General features: G+C 61.1%; 15 protein-coding genes. 5 read left to right on the top strand and 10 right to left on the bottom strand.

Annotated elements, in window-relative coordinates:
- Positions 1-115: 115 nt before the first annotated feature.
- From ACNYC2_RS14350 to ACNYC2_RS14340, 3 genes are read left to right on the top strand one after another with little or no spacing between them, the layout of a single operon-like run.
- Positions 116-709 carry a hypothetical protein gene (locus tag ACNYC2_RS14350; RefSeq protein ID WP_419707674.1) on the top strand — a complete coding sequence of 198 codons (594 nt, stop codon included), beginning with the start codon at positions 116-118 and terminating at the stop codon, positions 707-709.
- On the top strand, positions 709-939 hold the full coding sequence (locus ACNYC2_RS14345) for a helix-turn-helix domain-containing protein (protein WP_419707673.1): 231 nt from the start codon (positions 709-711) through the stop codon (positions 937-939). The genes ACNYC2_RS14350 and ACNYC2_RS14345 overlap by 1 nt, the downstream gene beginning before the upstream one ends.
- A gap of 22 nt (positions 940-961) precedes the next feature.
- Entirely contained in the window at positions 962-1,765 is an 804-nt protein-coding gene (locus ACNYC2_RS14340; RefSeq protein WP_419707672.1) for an endo-1,4-beta-xylanase, read from the top strand.
- Here the strand turns inward: ACNYC2_RS14340 and ACNYC2_RS14335 are convergent.
- Positions 1,762-2,076 (bottom strand): hypothetical protein, encoded by a 315-nt coding sequence (locus ACNYC2_RS14335; RefSeq protein WP_419707671.1) that lies wholly within the window; start codon positions 2,074-2,076, stop codon positions 1,762-1,764. The genes ACNYC2_RS14340 and ACNYC2_RS14335 overlap by 4 nt on opposite strands.
- A gap of 63 nt (positions 2,077-2,139) precedes the next feature.
- Between ACNYC2_RS14335 and ACNYC2_RS14330 the strand changes: the two genes are divergently transcribed.
- Positions 2,140-2,901: a helix-turn-helix transcriptional regulator gene (locus ACNYC2_RS14330; protein WP_419707670.1), complete on the top strand. Its 762-nt coding sequence runs from the start codon at positions 2,140-2,142 to the stop codon at positions 2,899-2,901.
- Positions 2,898-3,230, top strand: a complete 333-nt coding sequence (locus ACNYC2_RS14325) for a PCC domain-containing protein (protein WP_419707669.1) — start codon at positions 2,898-2,900, stop codon at positions 3,228-3,230. Before ACNYC2_RS14330 ends, ACNYC2_RS14325 begins: the two co-directional genes overlap by 4 nt.
- 51 nt (positions 3,231-3,281) lie before the next feature.
- Here ACNYC2_RS14325 and ACNYC2_RS14320 read toward each other — a convergent pair whose 3' ends face one another.
- The 9 genes from ACNYC2_RS14320 to ACNYC2_RS14280 all read right to left on the bottom strand — a co-directional run bounded on the left by ACNYC2_RS14320 (position 3,282) and on the right by ACNYC2_RS14280 (position 12,855).
- Positions 3,282-4,745 carry a hypothetical protein gene (locus tag ACNYC2_RS14320; RefSeq protein ID WP_419707668.1) on the bottom strand — a complete coding sequence of 488 codons (1,464 nt, stop codon included), beginning with the start codon at positions 4,743-4,745 and terminating at the stop codon, positions 3,282-3,284.
- 477 nt (positions 4,746-5,222) lie between these two features.
- Positions 5,223-5,570 (bottom strand): hypothetical protein, encoded by a 348-nt coding sequence (locus tag ACNYC2_RS14315; protein WP_419707667.1) that lies wholly within the window; start codon positions 5,568-5,570, stop codon positions 5,223-5,225.
- A gap of 533 nt (positions 5,571-6,103) precedes the next feature.
- Positions 6,104-7,270 carry a hypothetical protein gene (locus tag ACNYC2_RS14310; protein WP_419707666.1) on the bottom strand — a complete coding sequence of 389 codons (1,167 nt, stop codon included), beginning with the start codon at positions 7,268-7,270 and terminating at the stop codon, positions 6,104-6,106.
- Positions 7,267-7,968, bottom strand: a complete 702-nt coding sequence (locus tag ACNYC2_RS14305) for a hypothetical protein (protein ID WP_419707665.1) — start codon at positions 7,966-7,968, stop codon at positions 7,267-7,269. The genes ACNYC2_RS14310 and ACNYC2_RS14305 overlap by 4 nt, the downstream gene beginning before the upstream one ends.
- Positions 7,969-8,130: 162 nt before the next feature.
- Positions 8,131-9,585 carry a hypothetical protein gene (locus ACNYC2_RS14300; protein WP_419707664.1) on the bottom strand — a complete coding sequence of 485 codons (1,455 nt, stop codon included), beginning with the start codon at positions 9,583-9,585 and terminating at the stop codon, positions 8,131-8,133.
- Between the two features lie 546 nt (positions 9,586-10,131).
- Positions 10,132-10,536: a hypothetical protein gene (locus tag ACNYC2_RS14295; protein ID WP_419707663.1), complete on the bottom strand. Its 405-nt coding sequence runs from the start codon at positions 10,534-10,536 to the stop codon at positions 10,132-10,134.
- Between the two features lies 1 nt (position 10,537).
- A complete protein-coding gene (locus ACNYC2_RS14290; protein WP_419707662.1) occupies positions 10,538-10,945 on the bottom strand; it encodes a hypothetical protein in 408 nt (135 codons plus the stop codon).
- A complete protein-coding gene (locus ACNYC2_RS14285) occupies positions 10,945-11,268 on the bottom strand; it encodes a hypothetical protein (RefSeq protein WP_419707661.1) in 324 nt (107 codons plus the stop codon). The genes ACNYC2_RS14290 and ACNYC2_RS14285 overlap by 1 nt, the downstream gene beginning before the upstream one ends.
- A 66-nt stretch (positions 11,269-11,334) precedes the next feature.
- On the bottom strand, positions 11,335-12,855 hold the full coding sequence (locus ACNYC2_RS14280; RefSeq protein WP_419707660.1) for a hypothetical protein: 1,521 nt from the start codon (positions 12,853-12,855) through the stop codon (positions 11,335-11,337).

Here is a 12,855-nt window from a genome sequence, read left to right as displayed (position 1 = left end):
TGACACGACGGGTCTCGACAAGCTCGACCAACGGGGCGGGGCTTTTGTTGACCGCGTCGACATATCGTGTTTCGATAGTATCGATAAACGATATGTCGACGAAGAGGAGACGACGATGGTTCAGCGCTGGCTCAGCAATCCGAGACCGGACTTCGTGGTGCTGGCGCTCGCCGGCGGCCTGATGGTTGCCGCGGGGATCGTGGAGATCGTCCGGGATCTCGTGCGGATCCTGCCCAACCGGGACGTTCCCGTGACGGTCGACCTCGCCGGCGTGCCGCACGAGCTGCTGGTGAACGGCACGGTCGGCGCGGAGGCCACCGAGGCGGTGGTCCGCGTCTCCGGCCTCGGCCCCGCGCCGTTCGCGGTGGTGCTCGCGGCCGCGCTGCTGCCGGCGATCACGCTGCTGGTGGTCGCGGCCTGCTTCACGTTGCTCGGCGGGTCCTTCTTCCGGGGCGAGTTCTTCACCCGGGCCAACCTGGTGGCGATCAATACTGCTGCGGCGACCCTGGTGCTGGCCTCGGTGCTCACCCCGTCGCTGGCGGGCACGGCGGCGAGCAGCGCCCTGGAGAGCCTCGACGCCATCACCGGTCAGTCGGTGGTGCTGGGGCTCGACATGCCGTTGTTCCTGGCGGGCTTCCTGCTGGCCGCCGTCGGCTACGCGTTCCAGCGCGGCGCGCGCCTGAAGCGTGACACCGAGGGCCTCGTCTGATGCCTGTCGACGACGACGAGGCCCGCGTCCACTGCCGGCTCGACGAGCTGCTCGACGAGCGCGGCATGACGCTCGCCAGGCTCGCCGAGCTGGTCGGCGTCACGGTGGTGAACCTGTCGGTGCTCAAGAACGACCGTGCCCGGGCGATCCGGTTCTCCACGCTGACGGCGGTCTGCGACGTGCTGCAGTGCGACGTGGGTGATCTGCTCGTGGTGACTCCACGGGAGTGAGGGCCGCCGCTAGGGTCGGCGCGTGACCTCTCTCTTCACCGCGCCCGACGAAGGACGCACACCTGACCCGAGCCTGGCGCACCGCCGCGCCGAGGCCACCGTCACCCTGCGCGGGCCGGACGGCGCCCCGCTGGCCGACCACGACGTCGTCGTGCGGCAGACGCGGCACGCGTTCCTGTTCGGCTGCATCGGGTTCGACCTGATCGACCTGGCGAACGGCACCTCGCAGGACTCGGATTACGACGGCCGCCTCGCCGACGCGTGGTTCGACGTCTTCAACCAGACCACGCTCCCGTTCTACTGGGGCACGTTCGAGCCCGAGCGCGGGGCGCCGCGGACGGAGCCGCTGCTCGGCGCGGCGCGCTGGTTCGCCGAGCGTGGCGTCGTCGTCAAGGGGCACCCGCTCGTGTGGCACACGGTCCAGCCGGGCTGGCTCCGCGGTCTGCCCGACGCCGAGGTGGAGCGGCTGCAGCGGGAACGTATCCGGCGCGACGTCGGGGCGTTCCGCGGCGTGATCGACACCTGGGACGCGATCAACGAGGTGGTGATCATGCCCGTGTTCACCGCCGAGGAGAACGCCATCACGCCCCTGGCCCGGGTCAAGGGCCGCGTGGAGATGATCCGGATGGCGTTCGAGGAGGCGCGTGCCGAGAACCCGGGTGCGACGCTGCTGCTCAACGACTTCGACATGTCCACCGCGTACGAGTGCCTCATCGAGGCGGTGCTGGAGGCCGGGATCCGGATCGACCGGCTCGGCCTGCAGAGCCACATGCACCAGTGGTTTGCAAAAAGAGACCAGACTGCAACCCTCGCGCTAGCGGCCTAGAGCGTCCCGACCTTCTCTGTCCACGCCGCTGTGACCTGCGCTAACGCCTCGTCGCGCGTGTCGGCCGTGCCGTCCGCGATCTCGTCCAGGAACGTCCCGACGCGGCGGCCCTTGTGGGCGGTGCGGCGGTAGATGAACCAGGCGTACACCTCGCGTACTGGGATCTCGGCGTCCGTGTAGCTGTAGGACAGCTCAATGATTCCGTAGACGTCCGTCGTCGGCTGCGGACCATGGACCTCCCACCAGCCCACACGCGGGGGATCGTGCGGCCCGTCGTCGAGCCGCAGCGTGACCTGTCGAGTCAGTTCCATGTGCGCGACCGTAGGCGGCTGGAAACCTCGCCGGAGGGGCATCCAAGGGGGCACTATTGACCCGTGGCGATACACGACCTGATCCGGGACCGGCGGACGGCGCTGGGCTTGACTCAGGCGCGCCTAGCCGAACTGCTCTGTGTGTCGGCGGAAGACCCTTCCGGAGCGCCAGGGCGAGACGCTGTGAAGCGTTGGGAGGCAGGCAAGGTAATTCCCGGCGTGTACTGGCAGGACCACCTGTCCCAGGTGCTGGAAGTGCCCCTAGACGCTGTCAGGGAGGCCGCTAGCCTGAGTCGCGTGAACAGGCGAAGCTTCCTCGGTCTATCGGCCATGGTCGCTGTCCACGGCGTCGTGGCAAAGGACCTTGTCGCCTCGATTGCCAGTGGTGACGCAGACACGCTTGCCATGGTCCAGACGACTCACCAAACCGACATCGTGACCGCGTCGTTTGCCGACCGGTCCGCTATCGCCCGGCTACGTCAGTGGTCCGACGGCGACGATAACGCTGTGCTGCGTGTGAACGCCGTGGGAATCCTTGCGAAGCTTCCCCGCACGGACTACGCCAGTCAGGTAGCCGCATCCCTCGTGAGTGATTCCGAGATGCGCGGGCTATACCTAACGGCCGTCACAGCCCGCGTGTGCGCCGTCGATTGGGCAGTGGCGGAGTCGATCACCGCGAACCCTCAGAGCCACGCGAAAGACGCTCACTATCTGGCCACGCGGTTCGCTCAAGAGACCGTTAACCCGCGCGACGTCGGCGCACGTTGGTGCTCCGCTCATATGCTCCGCGAACTCTCTCCGCTACTACAGACAGGCGCACAGTGATCGTTCTGGAAGTCCGCGACGACGAACTAGTTTCCTCACTCCAGCGACAGGTCAAAGAGGCGGGAATCGAGAACGCTGCCATCGTTTCCCTTATTGGCGGAGTGGAAGACTTCACAATTTCGACGATGCCCCTGAACGACGCCACGAGCGACACGATTACCACGTATCACGTTACGGCCGAAATGACCGGCAACGGGGAAGTAGTAGACGGCAAGGTCCACCTACACGCCGTGATGGGCGTTCAAGGCGACGAAGCTAAGGCGGGGCATCTTCACCAAGCTACTGTGAAGACACATTTTGCCCGCGCCTACGTGATTCCTACCGTCTGAGCCGAGACGAGAAAAGGGCCGTACCCGGATTGGGTACGGCCCTTCGCCTTGCTAGTCGAACATGCCCGACATTGCACTACCGCCACGCTTCACGATGTCCGTGTCGTAGTAGTGCAGAGCCTCAGCAGCAGCTACAGCGGGCGCAATGTCATTCGTGCTCGCTTTCCTGCCCCACAGCCGCCCGCCGTCCAGGTTGCGCCACACAGCTCCGTCAAGAGCCGTCGTGAGGGATGCCTGCCCGGAGTGACGCACACGGCCTGCATTCAGCTCACGAATGAACCCCGCCTGAGACGGCATCATGTCAAACTTGAACGTCATGGACTTTGTCTTCACACGCGGCTTGAGCGCTTCCATCCTGTTCGCCGGTTCGTGGTTCGCGCCGATCCCGTCGAACGCAAACGCATGCCGGTACCCGGAGTCCCGGATGCCCTTGGCGAAACCGGGCAGCCAGTCCGTACCGGCCGCGTACTGGAGCACTTCCAGCCACGCGTTTCCGTCGTCATCCCGCCATGCCGCACAGACGGCAGCAGCAGAGCCGTCAGGGGCCACGTCATACGCCACGGCGTACTTGGTCGGCAGTTCCGGGGCAGGCTGCTCAGCAGCCGCCCAGGCGCCCATATCGACCGCCTTAGTGTGCGAGTCGGCAGGCCAGATACACAGGTACTCACGCGCGAACTGAGGCCACGGCATTTTCTTGCGTCGCTTCTCCAGCGTGCGAATGCTGGTCAGTGTCGAACCGTCTGACTTAACCGACGTCGGCCCCGGATGCACACGGCGCCAGAGTTCCCGCTCCGCTTCCTGCTCTTCGTCGCTCAGCTCTTCCCACGGCTTTGCCGTGAGTTCGCCTGCCTCGACGTCCGAGACGCTGTAATCCACAACGCCGTCGTCAGGGTCCTCGCCTTTACGCACGGACTCCAGCGCATCCCAGAACATTCCCACACGCGCTATCCCGGGAGTTCCGGAAAGGATCAGTTGGGCGAGTTCGCCTCTCGTGTCCATAAGCGGACGCACGCCGTCAAGGAACGCCTGCCCCTTTTCCGAGTCGTGCTCTCCGCCCTCATCAATCCAGATATCGTCAGCAGCCTTTGAACGGACCGCCGCCGCTGTAGGAGGGACACACCAAATCACAGACTTGTTCGAGAACTCGATACGCTCACGTCCGCCGTTCCTCAGCAGACGCATGGTTCCGTCACCGTCTATGTCGTCCGAGGTTCGGCGCTTGTATCCGGCGTATCCGTTGTTCTCTAACATCTCGCCATGCTCGAGAACGATCGATGACGCAATGGTCCCTGACTGAGCCGTGATTACGGCTTTGTAGCCGGGTCGATTCATGGCCCGACCAATGAGCGTCGCCATGATGGATGTGGACTTCACGCCACGTCGGCCGACTTCAACAACGACCGTCTTGTAAAGCGACCCGCCCTCAGGATCTCTCGCACCCAGGACACGCCCAATGTTGAGCACCTGGGGGAACAACCCACCTTCGCCGTCGGCCTCAAGTCCGAGCATTTCCATGCCGAGCTGAGTATCGACAACCGACGTTCCGTCAGGGACGACAGACATAAACCGTGGTGTTGCGGGCATGACAAGTCACCCCTTCCGGGGAATTAGTTGCTTAAGGAAACGAATTACACGCACATTGGGAGGGGCAGACATGCGAGGGCTCTCAGCCACGTCAAAAAACTCAGCGAACTTGAGTCCAGTCGCGGAATTCGCGGCGATCGTGAGCCGTGGTCGCACTCTTGATCTTGTGTGCGAGTTGTCCACCACTTGAGTCACTACATGTGCGGTGGGATACCCATTGGTTCGTGCGGTCGGTGAGTGATCCACCCATCGATCGGGGGACGATGTGCTCAACCACCCACTTATCTGGGGGGAGTACCGGCCGCTTGCACAGCCAGCACGGCAGAGGCAGCAGGGCCGCCCAGTACTTGCGGGCAGTGGTGACCTTTGCCCCTGACCACCCGTTGCCGTGCCCTGCCTGCCCCGTCATCACCGACGCCAGAACGGGCGGGCTATGTCCGCACGGAGGGCAGCCTCCCGAGTGTCTATCTCGGCGCGCACTGACGCTTTGAATTCTTCGGACTCGGTGAGGTGTGTATCGAGCTTGGCGGCTAGGTCTGCAACCGCTGTCTCTGTCCGGTCTACCGCGTCTTTCATCGTCGAGCCAGAGTTGTTCTGTGTCTCGTGGTGAACGGCTTCGGTCTTGTCTCGGATGTCCTTCAACAGCGGCAGAGCCTTGTACGCGATGAACCCGATTACTCCTGCGATCACTACCAGTGCGGCAGGCCATGAGTCACCGATAGCGGCAAGGATGACCGCCGCATCTTCGGCATTCATTACGGAACCATCCACGACACGTCGAGCACCACGTTTGACGTATAGGTGCTCGTATTGCAGCGAACGGTAACGCTGCCTGTTGACGTCACAGTCACGCGGAAGAATGTTGCTACTGTGCCCGCAGCCGTCGGGACCAGAAACGACTTGTTCGCCGCAGGTGCGCAGTCCGCCGGGATGCCGCCCGCCAGGACCGGCGTGCTGCTGGTCGAGTTCGCGGTGCCCCAGTTTGCATTTGGAGCGAGTGCGCCTGTGGCGTAGACCATTCGCCCGACTCGCTCAACTGTCAGGGTGGACGCGTAGCCTGCCGCAGCAGCTACCGCGTGCGGGCCGGACACGGTCACGAGTGGCGCGACTGCATCACTTACCGAGTCGGCAAGCCGGTTGAGCAAGGTCGAGACTGGAGCTGCCGTCTCGCTTTCGGTGTACTGCCATATCCCATTACTATCTAATGTCATGGTCTTTCCAATCTCTTTTGGACATGCCTATAAGCCGACTCCCTGAGGGGGAGCCGGCAAGGCACATAAGGTCAAGCTTTAGTAGCGCTGTTCTCCGCGAATGGACATGGTCCCCGCGACCAAGTCATAGGTCACGGACTTGACCGCCCACTGGTAGTCAGGGCCGGGGGTTGCGCCAGTCGGTAGGTACGTGAACTCGTCGCGCATGAACACGCCCAAGTGAATGGGCACAACGAGATCGATGAACCTTCCTCGGTTCTTTGTTCGACGCCAGATGTTCTGTGCCATCGAACTCGACGGCTTACGTCCGGCCCAGCTCTCCAGGTACGTACGCGAGTGCGTACCGGATGTGGGATAGCCGTAGGAATTACCCTCAGTAGACGGCCGGTGAAGTTCAACGGAGTCGTACCATTCACCGCTACGTGTAACGACTCGCTTTGCTGAAATGACGTCGTCTTCCAGAAACAGCCACGAATGGTGAGCAGGGTTGTTGATGTAGTTCTCTGGCCTCTGCAACGTGAAGCCCCGACCGGACGGATTGACACGTAGCTTCAGGTCCGTGTCTTCCAGGAAGGGCCGCAGGTAGTCCAGCGCGTTCGTCTCCCGAATCGGAGTCAATAGGTCCGAGTACGGCACAGACAGTGACGTCGTGTCGTAGACCGTTGGGTCTAGCCCGTAGCCGAGCACAACCCTTAGGACCGGATCGACCCAAGCCAAAATCTCGGTCTCGTCCATGCCGGACCGGATTTCGAGGAACGCGTCCGTGTCGTTAGACGACGTCGCAGACCAGTCCTGAAGCAACGCTTCGTCCGATGCAAGCTCTATGACCATCTCGAAGTCGTCCGTTTTGATTTCCCGGACGTGCAGGTCCAGAGACATCGCTTGCAACTGGTCATTATCAATGGCAGTCGGATCGAGCGGGCCGCCGAACATTGCAGACACGTCCCGTACCTCTAGGCCCGCCCACGCGATAGTCAGGTCAGCAAGGGTTCCGCCCGCTGTGGTGGCTTGGGTAGACATGGCGGATACCGGCAGCGAATACCACTGAGTGAGTGTGCCGTTCAGCTTGACGCGGGGCACTGGAGTTTGCCTTGGGTCGAGCCCTTCAAACAGTGTTTCATCGAAGGGCACAGACACACTCGCCATGATCGCTACCCGGTTTTGGTCATCGATGTTGATGGACCCGGCAGTAACGGGCAGCGTCGTATCCAGGGCGCGAATGTCCCAATTGAGAATTCCGATCACAGGGATTCCACCTCTCGGAACTCAGCGCCCACGGTCCAGTAGTTGACACCCTCGACCTTGGCCACGGTGACATTGCCTGTGATGATGAAATGCCAGTTTTCCCCTACTTCCGGTTCCTCGAAATGGAACCGGTCAGCCGCACCGAACGCGGTCTCTGCGTTTCGTGCGTCGTCGGCAGAACCGAATAGCAGCGAGAGTGTGCCTGAACGGCTCTGAGCGGGCCGCAGAAAGACTGTTGGGTATCCAGAGCCCAAGAGCTCTAACACGACGTTCCTAGAGCCTCTGGTGAAGCCGTAGTCCAGGACAGCAAGCGGAGTGATGGTCTTGTTGTCGGTGAAGTCGGTAACGGTGGTGCCCAACTCGAACTGCGCCTCGGCTAGGTCGAGCTGCTGGCCGATCGACGCTATGCCGGACCACAGCAGCAGCGGCGTAGCGAACGCCGCACTAGCGGGTGCCGTGAATGCCTGCGTGTACCGCGCCCAAGAGGTCGTGGCGAACGTCGATCCGGTAGTGGTGGACAGCAGCGCGCCTGAGCCGTCATACCAACGGCAGTCCATACGCGAGTTCGGCCCACCTGTGGGGTTCTTACGCGCGTACCAGGACCCTCGGAACGCCTGACCGGCTGACACTGGGATACCCGCCGTGCCGGTGGGCCCAAGGGGCATCGACATGGGCGAGGTGGTGTTCGCCGTCGTCATCACACGGTGCATGTACGGACCACTGAGCGGTCCACCCACGGTCGGGCGAGTGTCGGTCACCGTCGAGCCCTGAAGAGACATGACGGTCGCTGTGAGGTGAGGATCTGCTAGGAGATTCCTACTGCCCACAATGGGCAGTGAGGTTGTAATAGTGCCCATCGTCTACACCGCCCTTAGTTGGATAGTGGCTGGAATGCTGTACGTCCTGTGTCGGAAGGTCGCAACCGAACTGTCGGCAGACGACGTGTCAGCATTAACGCCGATAGAAACGTTCTTGCCGTCAATGCGATTGATCTCGCGCTGTGTCAGCCGTGAAGTTCCCTCGTCGGAAACATCAATGACCTTGCCGTTCGGCATGACCTTTAGAGCGTGGGTAGCGCCATCGATCGTGACCTCGAAGTTCTGAGCCTCACCCGAGGAACGCGCTAGCCCTTTAGCTACGTCGATTTGCCTGTCGGCGCTAATCTTGTCTTGCTCGTTCTTGGCTTTCATTGCGTCGGTAGCGGCATTGATGCTGTCCGAGTTTGTGCCGTAAGAGTCCGTCGTCTCGTCCAGGGCGTTACGCGCGGCTTCACGGGCGTCTAGCAGCTCGTCGTACTCGCGCTGCTCGGCCTTTGTCAGACCGCCCTGAAACAGCATCTTGTTGGCGAGTTCGTCATACCGCTCGTTCGTGCTGTCCAACACGCCGTTACCTGCTGAAAGAACTCCCTGATATGCCGCTTCGTCTCCTGCTAGAGCACGCAGCACATTTCCACGGTCAACACCTAGATCGTTCGCGACCTTGGTTGCCTCAGCTAGCTTCTCGGAGTCCTGAAGAATCGCGTTGACGTTCGAGTTGATCGTCAGCTCTTCACCCATGGCGACACCCGCAGTAGTGATGTTTTCAAAGGCGGTCTTGTACGCGCTCTCGTACCGCTGGGCCTTTTCCTCGGCCTCAGCAGCAATCTCCTCTTGAGTCTTTTTCGACTCTCCAACCAGACCAGCGAGACCGACAATGACGGCCTGTGCAGCGAGGCTCCATGGCCCGGGAATGAGGGATGCGGTTTCGGAAGAGACCTCGAGAACGCCGTCAAAAGCGTCCTCCATATTGAAACCATTTTCCGCGAACGTGCCAGCAAGCTCGCCCATGGTCTCGCCAAGAGACGCCTTGATCTCGTTACCAAGATCCTGCACCTTCGTGAGTGCAGTATCGGTGTCCGCCTCGACCTTTATCTCAGGGTCCGTGTCGTCGACTCTCTTTGCTTCGTCACGCAGTTCCTTAAGCGCGTTGACGGTCTGCTGTACATTGCTCTCACCTTGGCTAGCAATACGGTGCAGGGCCTCAAGCACACCCTGATCAATCGCCTGTCCGGCATTCTCAGCAGCCGCCTTGAGGTCGTCCAGCGCTTCCGTCTTGGACTTACCCGACGCCTTGGCTAGGTCGTCCAGCGAGCGGGCTAGTGCCTTGAACTCGGTGTTAGTCGGACGCGCCTTTGCTTCCATGTCTTTGAGCGATTGTTCGATCTTCGCGCCCATGGATTCGCCGTTGTCCGCGACGTCATCCAGAGTCGTGCCAAGTCCCTTAAGGTCCTTGAGGTCCGCCTGAGCGACTACATCGATCTTGATTGGCTTTGTCATGGCTTACCTTCCTCCGAATGCTTCGTGGATAGAGCGAACAACGGTCTGGACGTAGAGCGAGAGAACTCGTGGAATGGCTTTCTTGAACGCGGGATGTACTACTCGCCCGCCGCGAACTGGACCGGGTAGCTGTTCCTGTGTGCGCCGTGTGACCGGATGCCCCTTGCGGGTATAGGTCGTGTACGTCTTGTTTGGATCGCCGAACTCGACTGCTCCGGCAATGTCTGCCGCAATGGTCGGCGAGGTGCCTGCCTCAAGGGACACACGCGTGGAACTTGCCTTGACGCGCGTTCCGTTGAACACGGCGACATCCATTCGAGTTCGCGCGAACCTGTCTACGGCTGCCTTGTTCCAGATATTCGGAGTGGAACCGCTCATAGCTCGGCTTAGCTGTGCCTTAGCGTCCCTGTCGAGGGCCTTAACGGCGGTAGCTGCCGCTGTGACTTCCCGGACTCCGTCAATCTTTACGCGCGCCATGTCGTGTGTACCTTCCGTGCATACGAGAAAGGGCCACCCGTGCGATGACGGATGGCCCTTTCGTTTAGATCAGACAGCCGGGGTGAATACCGGCTTGGTGCAGCCGAGCGTGACAGTCGCGACGGCGAATGCTCCGGCGACTCCACCAATTGCACCCGGGGTAGGGGTGATCGTTGACGCGAACGAACCCTGTCCGTCGGCGGGGGTAAAGGTGCAGGCGACCGGGATACCTTCGTTGTCCATGAGGTACTGGGAAAGGGAATCCGGGGTATCCCAGTCCTGCGCCAGGGCGAGTGTGCAAACCCATGTGGCGGTGGTCTGGGAAGTCACAGTGTTGTTCCCGAGTCCGGTCCAAGAGACCTGGGACGCGGTCGGAGTGAACTCAACCTGCGAAGTGTGCGTCTCGTAATTGTCTGTTCCGATTAGGAGCGTGACATCACGCAGAATGAACGGTGAAACGGCAATAGCGGCCATGTCAGGCCTCCTCAAGATCTGCCGGTACATCCGGCGTATGGGAACTCGCGATAGTTAGCGAAATGGTGTAGCACCACAAAACGTCGTTGTAGCGCTCGAAAACAGCTTCGGTCCACTCCAGTGACTGGTCTGTTTCCAGAGCGTCTAGAACGGCATCCAGGGCGTCATTCAGTTCGGCCTGAGCAGTCACCATGTTCGCCAACGGAGAGATGACGTGAACCATGAAAGTGTTGTTGCGGATGTTCCCGTTGCCGAGAAGCCCGATAAGCGGATTAACCGTCGACCGGTACGGCATGACGCCGTGCTTTCCGGTAGGAATAACGGGTGACGCCGAGAGAGGCAGGATGACGAATGTGTCATCTAACTCGAATTCGAGAACCGCCCGGAGGTGATTGGCTGGTGTGGTCATCAGAAGCCCGGCCGACCCTTCTTGGGACGCAGTAACTGTTTGACCTGCCAGTCCAAAGGAAAGATTGTCAATGACAGCTCGGCCGTGCCGCCGCCCTCACTGCCACCTAGAAGGGCGTTGTATCGAGACTTAGCCTGATACGCCTGAGCGAGCATGCGGTTTGGCGTGCTCTTGTCCGCGTAGTCCTCGCCCTCAGGCAAGGCAGGAAGGAACTCCACACAGTCCGTATAGGCGCTGTTCAAGAGCAGAGCTAGGACGTCCGGATCCATAGTGGCGGCGTCTGCCCATAGGGCAATCGCCTGCTCGTCAGTAAGCCACGTCATGCGTTACCCCTTTCCGTGGGTTGTGGCGCGCGGGATTTGATTACCGCGCGCCACAGCTAGAAGGACTCAGGGGGTGAGGTCGTCCGCGACCAGGACAATGCCGTCCTCGGTCAGGTCCTGGAAGGACGTGTAACCGAATACGGCGAGGTCAACGCCACCGTTGGCGACGTGCTGAGCCTCGACACGCACAGGGGTGCCGCCACCGAATTCCTTGAACTTGACCGTGCTCTTGTCCACGACAAGGGACTTGCCGACGAGAGCGGCATTCGCGGATGGAACGATGCGGAAGCCCGCAAGCGAACCCTCTTCCAGGCCCATGCCCTGTGTCAGGAACTCAAGGACTAGGTCCTTGGGGGAGAGCAGAAGCGAGCGGTAGCCAGCTAGGCCAACAACGGCACCAGTGGGTGTTCGGTCGTTTCCGATAAGCGCTAGTGCGCCGTCAACGATCTGAGTAATGGTGTTGTTGACACCTGCCACAGCCGGTCCACGCTCAACGTCGGTCGCAGCGGCAATAGCCTGTGCGAGCGAGTAGGCGTCGGTTACCTCGAGGTAGGACTCAATCTGAGCCTCGACAAAGGCGCGTAGAACGTCCTGGTCACCGAAGTCAATGAACCGGCGGTCCAGGTCGGCACCGTGTGCCCAGCGCTGCGTCCCGTAGGTCACAGGCTCAGCGGTGATGCCACCCGTAGGAATCTCGGCCTTGTTACCCGCGTACTGGGCAACGGTCGGCTTGGACGACCAGCGGAAACCAGCCTCTCGGTAAGAGGTCAGGCTGCCCGGAGTGAACAGCGACACGTACTTGCGGTTGTAAGCCGCTTCCTTGTAGACCTCGCCAAGCCAGCCGGGAGCGGCAGCGATCTCGCCTACGCCGTCGCCGTCATTGTCGCCGTCATCGTGTGTGACGTTGGCAAGTGCAGCTTGCAGGTTGTTAGTCGCGGCGCCCTTAGCAATGGCGCTGAACGCCTTTGCAGCGGTGAGCGGAGCGCCCTTGTCCTTGTTGGCGTTTCCAGCGAACGCGGCGGAAAGATCCACCTTGGCGTTTTCGTCAAGCTTGTTATCAGTAACCACGGGGGTACCTTCCTTTTCGGACTCGTCGTCCTGTGAAATAGTGCGGGTGTACGAAACTCCGTCGATAACGAGTTCCTCGGGAATCTCTCCCGTGTCTTCTGCCATCAGGTCGCTTTCGCTTGCCTGCATCGCAGAAGGGAACGCGGGTCGAACGACAGCGGCGACCGCGTTGATAAGTCCGGCGAGGATCTTTCCGCCGCGAATGATGGGCTCCGGAATCTCGATAGAGAATCCGTTGCGCTTTCCTTCGGATGCCTCTAGAAGAACGGCGTCACCCATCGGCGACTCGTCCACTCGGAACATTCCGTAAATGCCGTCATCCCTTTTTGCGAGGATTCCGGAACCAATGTCGATCGTGCCGCCGTTGTGCTCCAGGTTGAGCGTCACAGTCTCGGCAAAGTCCAGTTGGGAATCTCTTGACGCCTGTACTGCCCCTAGGTTCGTGAACCCAATTTCGTCAAAAGGCAGCACCAGGCCGGCAAGGGTCCTATCGGCAAGATTTGCTGTAAGTACGGTCAT

Origin of the sequence: Promicromonospora sp. NFX87 (genome assembly GCF_048564965.1) — a bacterium.
GTDB lineage: Bacteria > Actinomycetota > Actinomycetes > Actinomycetales > Cellulomonadaceae > Promicromonospora.
The sequence above is the reverse complement of the archived record's forward strand: the minus strand, read 5'-3'. Positions and strand labels throughout refer to the sequence as shown.

Excerpts from the sequence above, each read along its gene's own strand:
- ACNYC2_RS14285 (WP_419707661.1), bottom strand. The coding sequence starts at position 11,268 with ATGACGTGGCTTACTGACGAGCAGGCGATTGCCCTATGGGCAGACGCC.
- ACNYC2_RS14290 (WP_419707662.1), bottom strand. The coding sequence starts at position 10,945 with ATGACCACACCAGCCAATCACCTCCGGGCGGTTCTCGAATTCGAGTTA.
- ACNYC2_RS14300 (WP_419707664.1), bottom strand. The coding sequence starts at position 9,585 with ATGACAAAGCCAATCAAGATCGATGTAGTCGCTCAGGCGGACCTCAAG.
- ACNYC2_RS14315 (WP_419707667.1), bottom strand. The coding sequence starts at position 5,570 with ATGAATGCCGAAGATGCGGCGGTCATCCTTGCCGCTATCGGTGACTCA.
- ACNYC2_RS14345 (WP_419707673.1), top strand. The coding sequence starts at position 709 with ATGCCTGTCGACGACGACGAGGCCCGCGTCCACTGCCGGCTCGACGAG.
- ACNYC2_RS14280 (WP_419707660.1), bottom strand. The coding sequence starts at position 12,855 with ATGACCGTACTTACAGCAAATCTTGCCGATAGGACCCTTGCCGGCCTG.
- ACNYC2_RS14350 (WP_419707674.1), top strand. The coding sequence starts at position 116 with ATGGTTCAGCGCTGGCTCAGCAATCCGAGACCGGACTTCGTGGTGCTG.
- ACNYC2_RS14295 (WP_419707663.1), bottom strand. The coding sequence starts at position 10,536 with ATGGCCGCTATTGCCGTTTCACCGTTCATTCTGCGTGATGTCACGCTC.
- ACNYC2_RS14335 (WP_419707671.1), bottom strand. The coding sequence starts at position 2,076 with ATGGAACTGACTCGACAGGTCACGCTGCGGCTCGACGACGGGCCGCAC.
- ACNYC2_RS14320 (WP_419707668.1), bottom strand. The coding sequence starts at position 4,745 with ATGGAAATGCTCGGACTTGAGGCCGACGGCGAAGGTGGGTTGTTCCCC.
- ACNYC2_RS14305 (WP_419707665.1), bottom strand. The coding sequence starts at position 7,968 with ATGACGACGGCGAACACCACCTCGCCCATGTCGATGCCCCTTGGGCCC.